Genomic DNA, 14,041 nt, shown 5'->3' on the forward strand with positions numbered 1-14,041 from the left:
TTTTAGGTACATTTATGGCTGCCAAACGACATGAACGAACGCACGCGCGTCGCGTTGCGCTGCAGGTGCTCTACACAAGCGAAATTACCGACGAGTCGCCGGCGGCTATCGCCGAAGGTGATGCGCGCTTGTCCGACGACGGGTTCTTGCCCGATTATGCGCTGTCCCTTATCAGGGGGGTGGAAGCGCATCGTTGTGCAATCGACGACCATCTGGTGGCAACGTCCGAGAACTGGTCGCTCAATCGCATGCCCATCGTCGACCGCTCCATTCTGCGTCTTGCGACGTACGAAATGATGTACGTGGAAGACGTGCCGACTTCGGTCAGCATCAACGAAGCCGTTGAGCTGGCTAAAGACTTCGGCGGCGAAGACGAATCTCCGCGTTTCGTCAACGGTGTGCTCGGCCGCATTGCAAAGCGTCTTGACGGCGTGGAGGATGCGGTGGACGATTCCGCAGACGAGTCTGCTGAGGATGAGCCGGCCTCGGAGGCTTCCGTAGCGGCCCCCGCTGATGCGGAAGCCGCGCCGGCCCCCGTTTTCGAAGCTCCTGTCGAAGAGGCGGCGGCACCGTGCGTTGCTTCGGAGGCTTCGAATGCCTAACGAAGGCTACCAGACGTTCGAGGACGTGAAATCTCGCCTTGATCAGATCGTCGATGCGGTGAGCGATGAGTCGCTGCCGCTTGACGAAGCTCTGGCCCTGTACGAAGAAGCAGTGGGCTTGGGCTTGCGCGCAAGCGACTTGCTTGAAGAGAATATAGAGGCGCAGCGCGCGGCCGACCAGGCCGAAGGCGATGCAGCCGAAACGGCGGGAGCAGCCGCTCCCGCCGAACCTGTCGCCGATCCCTCTGACGCAAGTCCGAGCGATCCTGCTACGGCTTGATGCTTGAAAGGCACGCTGCATGAACGAGAAGCGTATTCTGGACATAGTATCGTCTCCTGCAGATTTGAAGCTCCTGAGTAACGAGGAGCTTTCTATTCTTGCGCAGGAAATCCGCGAGGAGATCATCACGGTGACGTCGGATACCGGCGGTCACGTGGCTTCATCGTTGGGCGCGGTGGAGATCATTTTGGCGGCGCACAGCATGTTGGACTGCCCTCGTGACAAGCTGATTTTCGATGTGGGACATCAGGCGTATGCGCACAAATTGGTGACGGGCCGTCTTGAGGAATTCGGTACCCTGCGTACGTACGGGGGCCTGTCCGGCTTCCCGAAGCCGGGTGAAAGCCCGTACGACGTGCATCCGTCCGGTCATGCTTCCGACTCGCTTTCCGTAGCGTTGGGCTTGGCCGAGGCACGCGATCTGGCGGGCGGCACCGAGAAGATCGTGGCGGTCATCGGCGATGCAGCGCTTGCCGGCGGCATGGCCTTCGAGGCACTCAACAACATCGGTCAGGCGCAAACGCCCCTGGTCATCATCTTGAACGACAACGAGATGTCCATTTCTCGCAACGTTGGCGCGCTTATGAAGCATCTGGGGTACATGCGTGCATCGACGCAGTATCGTCAGACGCGCGACAGCGTGCAGGAAGTGCTGGAAAGCGGCGGCCCGTTCAGCAACGCCTTGGCCAAGTTCGGCCGCAACATGAAAGAGTCCATGAAACAGTTCATCATCCCTCGTTCGATGATGTTCGAGCAGCTGGGCATCTTGTGCACCGCTCCCATCGACGGGCACGACATCGGGCTGCTCAAGGAAACGCTGGCCGCGGTGCTCGCCACCGACGGTCCGGCGCTCATTCACGTGGTCACGCGCAAGGGCGCGGGCTACGAGCCTGCGGTTCGCAACCCTGAGAAGTTCCACGGCATCGCGCCGTTCGACATTGCCACGGGCGAAGTGAAGAAGAAGCCCTCGGCGGCTTCGCCGTCGTACACGAGCGTGTTCGGCAAGGCCCTTCTGGAGGAAGCCCGTCATGACGAGCGCATCGTGGCCATCACGGCGGCCATGCAGGGCGGCACCGGACTTGATGCCTTCGCCAAGGAGTTCCCCGATCGTTTCGTGGACGCCGGCATAGCCGAAGAGCATGCGGTTGGTTTGGCCAGCGGTTTGGCGCTTGGCGGCCAGAAGCCCGTTATCGCCGTGTACTCGACTTTTCTGCAGCGTGCAATCGACCAGATGATCATCAACAACGCCCTGCCGAACCTCGATGTGGTGTTCGCCATCGACCGCGCCGGCGTGGTGGGGGAGGATGGCCCCACGCACCACGGCATGTTCGATCTGGTATATACCCGCATGGTCCCCAACATGAGGGTGCTTGCGCCTTCGGACGAGGCCGAGTTGGTCCATGCGCTCCATACGGCGCTGGCGATGGGCGGTCCCTTCGCCATTCGCTATCCTCGCGGCGCAGCCGAGGGCGTCGAGCTTCCCGAAGAGCCTCTGATGCTCGAAGAGGGCAAGGCCCGCGTTATTCGCGAAGGCAGCGACGTGGCCATCCTTGCGTTCGGGCGCATGGTGTCCCGCGCTCTCGGCGCCGCCGATCTGCTGGCGGAGCGCGGCATCGATGCGCGCGTAGTGGACATGCGCTGGGCCAAGCCGCTCGATGCCGACGAGATCGCGCGCGCTGCAGACACGAAGCTCGTGGTCACGGTTGAGGGCGGCGTGCTCGCGGGCGGCGTCGGCGAAGGCGTGCTGGGCGAGATGGCGCGCATGGGCTGCATCGCCCCCACCCTTAACCTGGGCATCCCCGATCGCTATATCCAGCAAGGCGGATCCAATGCTCTCCTGCACGATTTGGGCTTGGACCCCGAAGGTATCGCGGACTCTATCGAGAAGCGTTTGCAGGGGTAGGGAAACTTTACCTGCATTTGATCTTTTCTTTGCAAAGTCCTGATATCGTTCTTGTGGCGTTTCTGCATGGCGTTTTCAGGTGAAAGGGCTTTTCATGAACTACGATTTCGGGGCGTTCGTCGCCGCGTTTTGCAGCGATCCCGTCCTTGCGCTCATCGTGCTTCTGACGTTGGGTGCCACGGTGGTCAACGGTGCGACCGACGCGCCGAACGCCATCGCCACGGTCGTGGGAACGAAGGCGATGAAGCCGACTCCGGCTATCGCGATGGCCGCCGTATGCAACTTCATCGGCTTGGCCGCCATCACGATGATTTCCTCTGCGGTTGCCATGACCATCTTCAAAATGGTCGACTTCGGAGGCAACAACCATGCGGCGCTCGTTGCGCTTGCGGCCGCCATGGTGGCCATTATCGTCTGGGGCGTAGCTGCGTGGTACTTCGGCATACCTACGTCGCAGAGCCATTCGCTTATCGCCGGCATTACCGGTGCCGCCATCGCCTTGCAGGGCGGTTTGGCGGGCGTGAACGGCGACGAGTGGATGAAGGTGGTGTACGGCCTGGTCATATCCACCGTTTTGGGTTTTGGAACCGGTTGGCTGTTCACGCGCTTGATAAAAGTGGCTTGCAGGGGTGCCGAACGTACCAAGGCGAATTCGTTCTTTAAGTGGGCCCAGATTGTTTCTGGCGCGGGCGTGGCTGTTTTGCATGGCGCTCAGGACGGGCAGAAGTTCTTGTCGCTGTGCATGCTCGGCATCATGCTGGCGATGGACGGCGTGGCGTACTCCAATGTGGAATTCCCCATGTGGCTCATTCTTCTTGTTTCCATGACCATGGCTCTCGGAACGGCCGTAGGGGGCAAGAAGATCATCAAGTCGGTTGGCATGAACATGGTGAAGATGGAACAGTACCAGGGCTTTTCGGCTTGCCTGTCCGCCTGTTTCTGCATTGGGCTGGCTACGTTCACCGGTTTGCCCGTATCCACCACGCACACCAAGACCACGGCCATCATGGGCGTCGGCGCCGAGAAAAGCCTGCGTACGGTGAAGTGGGGCCTTGCCGGCAAGATGGTGCTCACCTGGGTGCTCACGTTCCCCGGCTGCGGCCTGCTCGCCTTCGGGTTCACCCATCTGTTCCTGATGTTCTTCTAAGCAGCAGGTAAGACGAGGGGATGAGACAAAGGTGAGACAAAGGGACGGGGTCAATGACTCATTTTCTGGCCTGCGGCCGAAAATGAGTCATTGACCCCGTCCCTTTGTCTCATCCCAGTCCGAAACGATGCTAGGCCGAGGGTACTGCCAGCTCCATGATGTAGTCGTCCATGACAAAGCCGTTGCCGATGTCGGTTTCCACGGCGTCGATAATTTCGAAGCCTTTGCCCAGGTAGGCGCGGACGCCTAACTCGTTATGCTTGTTGACCGTCAAGTACAATGCGTCCAATCCGCGTTCGCGCGCCAGCTGATCGTAGAACGCGATTGCTTGCGATGCGAAGCCCTTGCCGCGCTCCTCGGCGCGCAGGTATATCTTCGATATGAAGTAGCGGTTCGTTTCGGGTTCCGCATGACCGCCCGTGTATCCCACGATGCGACCGTCGTCTTCGGCGCGCAGAAACCAGTACTCGTAGGCATGCTCTGCCATGTCCCGTTCGATGGCCTCAAGGCTTTGGAAGTTCTCCACCATATAGTCGGTCTGCTCGGGACCGATGAGGGCGGGCCAATACTCGTGCCAGATTTCATCGGCCAAGTCCGCAAGCCGAGCACGGTCCTCGTCTGACGACACCGGAGCGAATGCGACGTTCGCTGTTCCCATGATGCTCCTTTCTGCACGCGGATCCCCGCGATGCTCCTGCAGGTTGTTTCTGCATTGTAACGCTGATGCTTCCCCTTGCCTTCGAATCCTCATCAAGTCGATGACGGCCGCGTGCCGATTTCGGGTTCGCTTCGTGCGATGGCGGCCTTCGGCCTATAGTCGTTTGCGTCGAGGCCCCCGGAAAAGGAGTCGCTGTGAGAAACGAAGAGTTCGCGAAAGGCGTCGAGCGCATGGTGGATCCCGTTACCGTGGGCTCCATCCATTTCTTCCAGCAGTTTTACGGCATGCTGCCATCTGCGGTGCAGCGCAAGATGCTCGCAAGTGCATCGGAAACCACGCCGTACATGGGGTTCGTGGTGGAGCCGTATGCGTTCTTCCTGTTCTACGAGGTGACCGACGAGGTGCGGGCAAGCGCTCTGCTTCCTTCCGGTTTCAAATTGGCGAGAACGGCCGTTTTCGAGGGCGACGAGCCTGTTTGCTGTGCTATAGCGAGTTTCTTTCGCGTTCATACGAGCGCGTTCTGGGGCGCGCGGGCCGAGCTTTACCTGATTGCCGAGGATGAGCGAACGGGTCTGCTCAGCTGGATTATCGTCGATTACATGAGCGACACTATCAGCTACGACGGCGCGCATGGCCTGCGCGCGCCGTCTGCGCCGCACTCGGTGGTCACTACATCAAGCGATGGTCGCGTCCTGGTTGACATGCAGGCTGCCGACGATGGGCGGCGGATGGCGTTTTCGGCATCGCTCGCCGGCGCGCGCATGGCCAAGCTTGATTGGCGATTGTGGATCGAGGGAAACTTGTCGGTAGGGTACGGTCGGCAACTGTCGGACGGATCTGCGGATACGTTTTCCCTGACCTTCTTTCCCGAGGAGATGACCGAAGCGCTGGACGTTCCTTTGGGGAACCTGGCTATGGAATGCGCTGCGTGGCATGCGGACCTGCTGGCCGCGCAGCCCGTTCGCCTGGCGTGCTTCCCCTTCGCGCAGCATGTTCTTTCCGACAGCCCCGGGCATGCAAGCGGCCACGCAACCGAAGAGGAGTTGGTTCGCGCGGCGCGTTCGGTCGATTTCGAGAGGCTGCAGACGTTCTCGATCAAGTCGGCAAGGAAGGGGATGGCGGTGAGCGCTGCGGTGACGCTGGGCTCCATTGCGGCTTTGGCGGCGTTGCTTATCGCGTGGCCTCGTTGATGAAGATATGGACGTTCGCCGGAGGGAGCGCGCCATTCCGGCTGGACGCTTGCCTTTTCATGCTAACGATATATAATCCTATTTAATCAAACGTATAGTTATCATGAACGGCAGGTGCATATCATGACCTCCTCCTCTGTGGAAAAGCAGGAGCGCGCAACCACGCGCAACACCATTCAACGAGCGCTTGTTTTGGAAGCGGTGCAATCGCTGTGCGATCACCCCACGTCCGCCGATGTGTACGAAGTCGTGCGCGAGAAGCACCCCAACATCTCGCGCGCCACGGTGTACCGCAATCTGGGCGTTCTGGCGAATCGGGGCGAAGTGCTGCGGGTGGAGGTCCCCAACGGGGCCGACCGCTATGATTTTCGCAACAGGCCCCACTACCATGCGAAGTGCCGCGTGTGCGGCGGCGTGTTCGACATCGAGATGCCGCACCTTGACGATCTGGTCGCTCAGGTGGAGGATGCGCACGGCTTCGCCATCGAGGGCCACGAGATCATCTTCGACGGCGTGTGCGCAACCTGTCAGGCGGCGCAAGGGAACTGAGCATGCCGTACGCGTCCAAGAAGCGCATTTTACTCGGAAAAATCGCACAAGACGCTAAAAAGAACCCATAGCGTTCATGGCCCTATGCTATACTAATTCAGCTTATAGGGCAGTCCTGTAAGCGCACAGCAATGTAGGCCCCCGAGACATGTTTTGTTACACAGCTCGGCACATGCGTTTTCGTGCAGAGCGGACATGGTGCACGTAGCAATCAATCATGACGAAGGGTCCCCGATTAGAAGAATTGAAAGGGGTCCGTTTTGACCGACATCAAGAACACGTCCGTCATCGACTTCGAAGACATCTCCGACGAACTCATGAACGAGATGATCGACGGCACGCTGACCGAGTTCGACGAGGGCGACCTGGTCGACGGCACGGTCGTCAAGATCGAGCACGACGAAGTGCTCGTCGACATCGGCTTCAAGAGCGAGGGCGTCATCCCGTCCCGCGAGCTCTCCATCCGCAAGGACGCCGATCCGTCCGACATCGTGGAGCTGGGCGAGAAGATCGAGGCTCTGGTTCTCCAGAAGGAGGACAAGGACGGCCGTCTGATCCTGTCCAAGAAGCGTGCCGAGTACGAGCGTGCTTGGATCCGCGTCGAAGAGAAGTTCAAGGCCGGCGAAGTGGTCACGGGCGAGGTCATCGAAGTGGTCAAGGGCGGCCTCATCCTGGATATCGGCCTGCGCGGCTTCCTGCCGGCGTCGCTGGTCGACCTTCGTCGCGTCAAGGATCTGGACATGTACCTGGGCACCGAGATCGAAGCCCGCGTCATCGAGATGGATCGCAACCGCAACAACGTCGTGCTGTCCCGCCGCGTGCTGCTTGAGGAAGGCCGCAAGAACGAGCGTGCCGAGATCCTCGCGAAGCTCAGCAAGGGCATGCGCCTCAAGGGCACCGTTTCCTCGATCGTCGACTTCGGCGCGTTCGTCGACCTGGGCGGCATCGACGGTCTGGTGCACATCTCCGAGCTTTCTTGGAACCACGTCAACCATCCGTCCGAGGTCGTCAAGGTTGGCGACGAGGTCGAGGTCGAGGTTCTGGACGTCGATCTGCAGCGCGAGCGCATCTCGCTCGGCCTCAAGCAGACGACGGAGGATCCCTGGATCAAGCTCGTCGAGAGCTATCCGGTCGGTTCCATCGTCGACGGCAAGGTGACGAAGATCGTGCCGTTCGGCGCGTTCATCGAGCTTGGCCAGTCCATCGAGGGCCTGGTGCACATCTCCGAGATGGCTCAGCGTCACATCGACACCCCGGCGCAGGTCGTCAAGGCCGGCGACGAGGTCAAGGTCAAGGTCATGGAGATCAACCCCGAGCGTCGTCGCATCTCCCTGTCCATGAAGGCCGCTGCGGCCGACCTGGGCTTCGAGATCGAAGTGGACGAGTCCATCGTCGTCGAGGAGAAGCCGGCCAAGAAGAAGGCCGAGAAGAAGGACGCTCCTGCCGAGGAAGCTGCTGCTCCCGAAGCTGCCGAGTAACTTCTCAGCACATAGTTTGCGAAAGGACCCCAGCGATGGGGTCCTTTTTTTGGTGTGCCGAGCATACGCACGTTTCTCATGGGTGAAAGTCCCTAGCGCGCCCGGCAGTGGGAAGGCGGGGGGAGGGGGGGTCGGCTGATTCGATGCGGGCGGGCTTTCGCAAGGGGCGGTCGGAGGCGCGGCTGTCCCTTGCGCTCCGACCGCTCGAAAAGCATCGAGCGGTTACTTCTGCTGCGCCATGCCTTGCGTCATCGCGTGCGCCAAGCCATGCACGGTGTCGGATACGGTTGCCTTCGCCTTTTCGGTGGCTGCTTCGAGCGGCGTTTCGACCTTTGCCGCCTCAGCCCCTTCCTCGTGCGCGGGCAGAAGCGAGGCGACGGCGTCGTAGACAAGGTCGATGTAGGCTCGGACGCCTTCCTCGGAAAGGTGCGTTCCGTCGCCGTCGAAGTAGCCGTCTTGCCCGGCGCTCGCGCCGTGCCAATCGATCACGTGCACGTTGCCGTAGCGTTCGGCGGCCCGGGCGAGCGCGGCGTTGGTGTCGCCGACCCACGATTGCGGACTGCGCGTGTTCACGAAGAACACCTGCTTGTCGGGTTCGACGGCGTTGACAAGCTGGTCAAGCTGCTCGTCGGTGGCCACGCCGTTGGTGCCGAGCGCGAACACCACCACCTTGCCGATGATGCCTTGTTGGTCGTATGCCAGGTACACGTCGCGACCGATGGGAAGCTGGCGGTTCACGGCGGCATCGATGGCTCCGTAGGGGAACTTCTCCTTGAAGTAGGGGATGGCGCGCACGGAAACGGAGTCGCCTATCATCATGATGTCGAGCTTCGGCTGCTCGGCAGCGGCGGCCTCGCCCTCGGGAAGGGCCTGAGGAATGCCGGAAGTCTGCGCGCTTTCGTCCTTGAGCAGGTTCGCGCCTTCGAGCGCCGACGTGGGCGGTACGAAGATCAGGCCGCCTATGGCCACGGTGGTCACGCCCAGGGCGGCTATGGTCGGCACGGCGTGCGTGCGCAGCCAGGCGGGCGTGTCGAGCTGTTTCGAGCGGACGCTCTTGACGAACGAGCCGATGGCGCCTCGGCGGATGGGGTTTTCCACGAACCGGTACGAGAACGCGGCGCACGCGAAGACGACGGCCAGTTGAACCAGGTACATCCACCATGGCGTTTCCCCGGTGAAGTTGCGCGGGTTCATGAGCAGCAACAGCGGGTAATGCCACAAATAGATGCCGTACGAGCGCAAACCCACCCATACAAGTGGTTTCGCGCTCGCGGCTCGTCCCAGCAGGCTGGCGGGATGCACCATGACGGCGATAAGGATGGCCGTGAGCACCGATGCCAGCAGCGTGCCTCCGTAATACCAGAAAGGCGAGAACCCGTTCACGAACACGGCCATGGCCAGCAGCCCGACGAACGCGGCGATGCCCACGCCGTCAAGAACGTTGCGCACCTGTTTGGTCAAATGCACCTCTCCGTGCGCGCCGAGCAGGTGCGAAGGCCATACGAATGCAAGCCAGGCGCCTATGAGCAGCGAGAACGCCCGCGTATCCGTTCCGTAGTACACGCGGCTGGGGTCGACGTCGGGGCTGTAGAGCAGGGCCATCTCGGCAGCGGAGAGCAGCGCCAGCGCCAGCGTGACGTTGCGCATGGCGGTGCGCTTGAGGCCTGCTTTATGGGCGCCGAACAGAAGGAGCGGCCATATAAGGTAGAACTGTTCTTCGATGGCCAGCGACCAGAAGTGGGTCAGGGGCGACGGCGCGCCGAGCGCATCGAAATACGACACGTCGTGGAAGATGTACCACCAGTTCGTCACCCAAAGCAGCGCCGCCCACATGTCGTCTCGTAGTTTGGTGAGCAGGCTGTGGTCGAATGCAGTGAAAAGCACTGCCGAGCAAAGGATGACGAACACGATAGCCGGCATAAGGCGGCGTACGCGCCGGAGCCAGAATTGCGGGAGGTCGATGCGATGGGTGTTGTCCCATTCGATAAGCAGCAGGCTGGTGATGAGGTAGCCTGAAAGCACGAAGAACACCGTGACGCCCAGAAGGCCGCCCGGTGCCCAGAACATGCCCATGTGGTAGGCGATAACCGCGAGGACGGCGAAGGCCCGCAAGCCGTCGAGAGCAGGAATGTAGCGCGATTTAGTGGTAGATTTTTCAGCCGGCATGTCCGGCACCCTCCTGGTCTTTCTTGGTGTGCAGCGTGACTTCTTAGTATAGCAGCGAGCTTGTCCTATAATGGCTGGACTAGAAGGTTCCAGAATACGGTTACCTATGCGTACCGTTGGTTCGAAGGGCGGTTTCATGCAGGCAGGTGCGAGCGTTGCGCTGGGAATGAGCGGCGGCGTGGACAGCGCGGTTTCGGCGGCGTTGCTGCTAAGGGCGGGATGCCGGGTGTTGGGCGTGACGTGCCGGTTCCACGATGACGAGGCCAGCGTGCAGGCCGAGGCCGATGCGGCTGCGGTGTGCGCGCTGCTGGGCATCCCCCATGTTGTGTGCGAGAGCGCTGCGTCGTTCGAGCGCTGCGTGGTGCAGCCGTTCGTGGATGCGTATGCGCAGGGCCTCACGCCCAGTCCGTGCGTGAGCTGCAACGCATGCTGCAAGATGCCCTCGCTTTTGGAGGCTGCGAGCGAACATGGATGCGACAACGTCGCCACCGGGCATTACGCCCGCATCGCGCGCTTGACGCGCAACGGCCGCTTCGTGGTGAAGACGGCGCTCGACGCGCGCAAGGATCAAAGCTACATGCTCTCGCTGCTCTCCCAGGAGCAGCTTTCGCGCCTCGTGCTTCCGTTGGGGGCCATGACGAAGACCGACGTGCGGCTGATTGCGGCCGATCTGGGCCTTCACGTGGCGGAAAAGCCCGAAAGCCAGGACAACTGCTTCGTGGAGGGCGATTACCGGGATTTTTTGCGCGAACGCGGCGTTCGGGACGAACCGGGCGACATCGTCGACCGAACGGGAGCGGTGCTGGGCCGTCATGGGGGGCTGGCGAACTACACGGTTGGGCAGCGCAAGGGCATCGGCATTGCGGCGGAGGAGCCGTACTACGTGGTGGAGAAGCGCGCCGGAACCGGCCAGCTGGTGGTGGGGTTCGCGGAAGACACGCTCATACGCGCCGTTCGCGTTCGCGCGATGAACTGGCAGGCTTTCGAATCCCTCGACGAGCCGTGCGGCGCGATGGTCAAACTGCGCTATCGAAGCCGTGCCGTACCGTGTATCATGGAACCCGAAGGCAGCGGAGGCGTTCGGATCGAGCTGCGAAGCCCGCAACCGACCACGGCGCCGGGGCAGTACGCCGTTCTCTACGAAGGCGATACCGTGCTGGGAGGCGGCATGATCGAGGAGGTAGAGCAAGCATGAAGAAGCTGTTCATTATCGGAGGAATGGGCGCGGGGAAGTCGACGGCGCGCAAAGCGCTTGTCGAGCAGGGTCTTCCGAACATCGATCTTGACCAGGTTGGGCATGACGTCCTTTTGTGGGATACGGTGAAGGCCGAATTGGTGGAAACGTTCGGCGCCGATATCCTGGATGCCGCAGGGGAAGTGGATCGCCCTGCTTTGGCGGCCAAGGCGTTCGTCAGCCCGGCCGAGACGCGCAAGCTCAACCGCATCACGCTGCCGCGCATCGAAGAGGCGTTCACCGATCGCGTTGCCGAGCTGGAGAAAGAAGGCCACAAAGCGGTCGTGGTCGAATACTCCGTGTTCAAGAACCGTCAGACTTCGCTTGCGTACGACGCCGACGTGGTGATGGCCGTGCTGGCTCCCATCGATCTGCGCATCGAGCGCGCGGTGAAGAGCGGCTGGGACGAGGCCGACGTGCGTCGTCGCATCGCGCAGCAGATCACCGATGCGGATCGCATCGAGGCCGCCGACGTGGTGTTCAACAACGACGGCACCCCCGAGGAAATGCGCAACAAGGTGCTTGCATGGTGGGGGGAGTACTCCAAGGGGCTGTAAGCTTTTGGCTGAAGCGGATCGGAGGGTGGGGTGGAAAGACGGTGAGGCAGCGAGGTTGATGGCTCACCGGCTTTCCACCCCACCTGTTTGTTCGAAGGGATCTTAGATGGCGCATCTTACGAATATCGAAGGCATCGAAATGGAAGGCAAGCTGCCGGAGGTTCGGCTGTCGACCACTCCGTTCGAGGTGGTGTCCCCGTTCGAGCCGTCGGGCGATCAGCCCCAGGCCATCGAGAAGCTGGCCGAAGGCATAGAGCGCGGGCTGCGCTATCAAACGCTTCTGGGCGTAACCGGATCGGGCAAGACGTTCACCATGGCCAAGACCATCGAGGCCGTGCAGAAGCCCACGTTGGTCATGGCTCCGAACAAGACGCTGGCCGCCCAGCTGGCAAGCGAGCTCAAGGAGTTCTTCCCCAACAACTCTGTGGTGTACTTCGTCAGCTACTACGATTACTACCAGCCGGAGGCGTACGTTCCCTCGTCCGACACGTTCATCGAAAAAGACGCCTCCATCAACGAAGAGGTGGAGAAGCTGCGGCATGCGGCTACGTCGGCGCTGCTGTCGCGCCGCGATTGCATCGTGGTGGCTTCGGTGTCGTGCATCTACGGCATCGGCAGCCCGATGGATTATGCGGGAATGGCCGTGTTCGTGGACAAACAGAAGGACATGGACCGCGACCAGATGATCCACGAGCTGATCGACATCCAGTACGATCGCAACGATTACGACCTGAAGCGCGGCACGTTCCGCGTGCGCGGCGACGCCCTCGACGTGTTCCCGCCGTATGCGGACAATCCCGTCCGCATCGAATTCTGGGGCGACGAGATCGAGGCCATTGCCGAAATCGACAACGTGACGGGCGAGGTGGTCAACGAATTCGAGGCGCTGCCCATCTGGCCGGCGTCCCATTACGTGACCGCGCGTCCGAAGATGGATCGCGCATTGGGCACGATCCGCGACGAGCTTCGCGAGCGCTTGCAGCAGTTCAAGGAGGAGGGCAAGCTGCTGGAGGCCCAGCGCTTGGAGATGCGCGTGGCATACGATTTGGAGATGCTTGAAACCATGGGGTTCTGCTCGGGCATCGAGAACTACTCGCGGCATATGGACGGCCGTCAGCCGGGCGAGCCGCCGTACACCCTGATCGACTACTTTCCCAAAGACTTCCTCTGCATCATCGACGAGAGCCATGTGACCGTGCCTCAGATTCGCGGCATGCACGAAGGCGACCGCTCGCGCAAGATCACCTTGACCGAGCACGGGTTCCGTCTGCCCAGCTGCCTGGACAACCGTCCTTTGCGATTCGACGAGTTCGAGGATCGCGTTCCCCAGTTCGTGTACGTGTCGGCCACGCCGGGCGACTACGAGGAGAAAGTCACGCAGCAGCAGGTCGAGCAGATCATCCGGCCGACGGGGCTGCTCGATCCCGAGATCATCGTGCGCGGATCGGCTTCGCAGATCGACGACATCATCGACGAGGCGAAGGAGCGCGCCGCCCGCGACGAGCGCGTGCTCATTACCACGCTCACGAAGAAGATGGCGGAAGACCTGACCGATCACTTGCTTGACCAGGGCGTGAACACGCGGTACATGCATTCGGACATCGCTACGCTCGAGCGCGTGGAAATCCTGCGCGACCTGCGGCGCGGCGAGTTCGACGTGCTGGTGGGCATCAACTTGCTGCGCGAGGGCTTGGACCTGCCGGAAGTGTCGCTTGTCGCCATCCTGGATGCCGACAAGGAAGGGTTCTTGCGCAACCATCGCTCCCTGATCCAGACCATCGGACGCGCTGCTCGCAACGTGTCGGGCCAGGTGATCATGTACGCCGACAAGATCACCGACTCCATGGCGCGCGCCATCGACGAAACCAAGCGCCGCCGGGCCATCCAGATGCAGTACAACGAGGATCACGGCATCGAGCCGCAGACCATCCGCAAGGCCATCAACGACATCATGAGCTACGTGACCGACGAGATGGGCAACACCACGGCGGAGCAGGTCAACAAGGAGCTGGCCGAGCTGTCGCGCGAGGAGGTGCTGCGCATCATATCGTCCATGGAAGACGACATGGCGGCGGCGTCCAAGAGCATGGACTTCGAAGAGGCCGCTCGCTTGCGCGACCAGGTGGTGAAGCTGCGCGCGCAGGTTGAGGGGTCGAGCGAGGAGGACGTGCTCAAGGACCTCAAGAAAAGCGCGCGCAAGGGAAGCGCATTCGGCAACCGAAAGAATGCGGCCTACGGTTCAAGCCGAAGGTCGTAGCGGGCCGCGCATTCGGCGCG

General features: G+C 61.4%; 12 protein-coding genes. 10 read left to right on the forward strand and 2 right to left on the reverse strand.

The window, feature by feature from the left end; all coding sequences use genetic code 11:
* Positions 1-14 precede the first annotated feature (14 nt).
* The 4 genes from nusB (at position 15) to DMP08_RS00970 (ending at position 3,932) form a co-directional block, all read left to right on the forward strand.
* A complete protein-coding gene (nusB, locus tag DMP08_RS00955; protein WP_123191131.1) occupies positions 15-602 on the forward strand; it encodes a transcription antitermination factor NusB in 588 nt (195 codons plus the stop codon).
* Complete coding sequence (locus tag DMP08_RS00960) at positions 595-882, forward strand: exodeoxyribonuclease VII small subunit (RefSeq protein WP_114566552.1); 288 nt, start codon at positions 595-597, stop codon at positions 880-882. The genes nusB and DMP08_RS00960 overlap by 8 nt, the downstream gene beginning before the upstream one ends.
* Before the next feature lie 19 nt (positions 883-901).
* Entirely contained in the window at positions 902-2,785 is a 1,884-nt protein-coding gene (dxs, locus tag DMP08_RS00965; protein ID WP_123191132.1) for a 1-deoxy-D-xylulose-5-phosphate synthase, read from the forward strand.
* Between the two features lie 94 nt (positions 2,786-2,879).
* Complete coding sequence (locus tag DMP08_RS00970) at positions 2,880-3,932, forward strand: inorganic phosphate transporter (RefSeq protein WP_123191133.1); 1,053 nt, start codon at positions 2,880-2,882, stop codon at positions 3,930-3,932.
* Positions 3,933-4,062: 130 nt separating this feature from the next.
* Here DMP08_RS00970 and DMP08_RS00975 read toward each other — a convergent pair whose 3' ends face one another.
* Positions 4,063-4,590: a GNAT family N-acetyltransferase gene (locus DMP08_RS00975; protein ID WP_123191134.1), complete on the reverse strand. Its 528-nt coding sequence runs from the start codon at positions 4,588-4,590 to the stop codon at positions 4,063-4,065.
* A 194-nt stretch (positions 4,591-4,784) separates the two neighbouring features.
* Here DMP08_RS00975 and DMP08_RS00980 point away from each other — a divergent pair, with 194 nt between their 5' ends.
* The 3 genes from DMP08_RS00980 (at position 4,785) to rpsA (ending at position 7,807) form a co-directional block, all read left to right on the forward strand.
* Positions 4,785-5,780: a hypothetical protein gene (locus tag DMP08_RS00980; protein WP_123191135.1), complete on the forward strand. Its 996-nt coding sequence runs from the start codon at positions 4,785-4,787 to the stop codon at positions 5,778-5,780.
* Positions 5,781-5,903: 123 nt separating this feature from the next.
* Positions 5,904-6,329 (forward strand): Fur family transcriptional regulator, encoded by a 426-nt coding sequence (locus DMP08_RS00985; protein ID WP_123191136.1) that lies wholly within the window; start codon positions 5,904-5,906, stop codon positions 6,327-6,329.
* Between the two features lie 260 nt (positions 6,330-6,589).
* Entirely contained in the window at positions 6,590-7,807 is a 1,218-nt protein-coding gene (rpsA, locus tag DMP08_RS00990) for a 30S ribosomal protein S1 (protein WP_114566556.1), read from the forward strand.
* Between the two features lie 222 nt (positions 7,808-8,029).
* Here rpsA and DMP08_RS00995 read toward each other — a convergent pair whose 3' ends face one another.
* Positions 8,030-9,973 (reverse strand): acyltransferase family protein, encoded by a 1,944-nt coding sequence (locus DMP08_RS00995; RefSeq protein ID WP_123191137.1) that lies wholly within the window; start codon positions 9,971-9,973, stop codon positions 8,030-8,032.
* 136 nt (positions 9,974-10,109) lie between these two features.
* On the opposite strand from DMP08_RS00995, the gene mnmA reads away from it, so the two are divergent.
* The 3 genes from mnmA (at position 10,110) to uvrB (ending at position 14,021) form a co-directional block, all read left to right on the forward strand.
* Positions 10,110-11,168 carry a tRNA 2-thiouridine(34) synthase MnmA gene (gene mnmA / locus DMP08_RS01000; protein WP_123191213.1) on the forward strand — a complete coding sequence of 353 codons (1,059 nt, stop codon included), beginning with the start codon at positions 10,110-10,112 and terminating at the stop codon, positions 11,166-11,168.
* Positions 11,165-11,764 (forward strand): dephospho-CoA kinase, encoded by a 600-nt coding sequence (coaE, locus tag DMP08_RS01005; RefSeq protein ID WP_123191138.1) that lies wholly within the window; start codon positions 11,165-11,167, stop codon positions 11,762-11,764. The genes mnmA and coaE overlap by 4 nt, the downstream gene beginning before the upstream one ends.
* 106 nt (positions 11,765-11,870) lie before the next feature.
* Entirely contained in the window at positions 11,871-14,021 is a 2,151-nt protein-coding gene (uvrB, locus tag DMP08_RS01010; RefSeq protein WP_123191139.1) for an excinuclease ABC subunit UvrB, read from the forward strand.
* Positions 14,022-14,041: the final 20 nt, after the last annotated feature.

It is taken from the genome of Paraeggerthella hongkongensis (genome assembly GCF_003726035.1).
GTDB lineage: Bacteria > Actinomycetota > Coriobacteriia > Coriobacteriales > Eggerthellaceae > Paraeggerthella > Paraeggerthella hongkongensis.

Bases quoted from the DNA above. Each gene is read 5' to 3' on its own strand.
- nusB (WP_123191131.1), top strand. From the start codon at position 15: ATGGCTGCCAAACGACATGAACGAACGCACGCGCGTCGCGTTGCGCTG.
- DMP08_RS00960 (WP_114566552.1), top strand. From the start codon at position 595: ATGCCTAACGAAGGCTACCAGACGTTCGAGGACGTGAAATCTCGCCTT.
- dxs (WP_123191132.1), top strand. From the start codon at position 902: ATGAACGAGAAGCGTATTCTGGACATAGTATCGTCTCCTGCAGATTTG.
- DMP08_RS00970 (WP_123191133.1), top strand. From the start codon at position 2,880: ATGAACTACGATTTCGGGGCGTTCGTCGCCGCGTTTTGCAGCGATCCC.
- DMP08_RS00975 (WP_123191134.1), bottom strand. From the start codon at position 4,590: ATGGGAACAGCGAACGTCGCATTCGCTCCGGTGTCGTCAGACGAGGAC.
- DMP08_RS00985 (WP_123191136.1), top strand. From the start codon at position 5,904: ATGACCTCCTCCTCTGTGGAAAAGCAGGAGCGCGCAACCACGCGCAAC.
- DMP08_RS00995 (WP_123191137.1), bottom strand. From the start codon at position 9,973: ATGCCGGCTGAAAAATCTACCACTAAATCGCGCTACATTCCTGCTCTC.
- mnmA (WP_123191213.1), top strand. From the start codon at position 10,110: ATGCAGGCAGGTGCGAGCGTTGCGCTGGGAATGAGCGGCGGCGTGGAC.
- coaE (WP_123191138.1), top strand. From the start codon at position 11,165: ATGAAGAAGCTGTTCATTATCGGAGGAATGGGCGCGGGGAAGTCGACG.
- uvrB (WP_123191139.1), top strand. From the start codon at position 11,871: ATGGCGCATCTTACGAATATCGAAGGCATCGAAATGGAAGGCAAGCTG.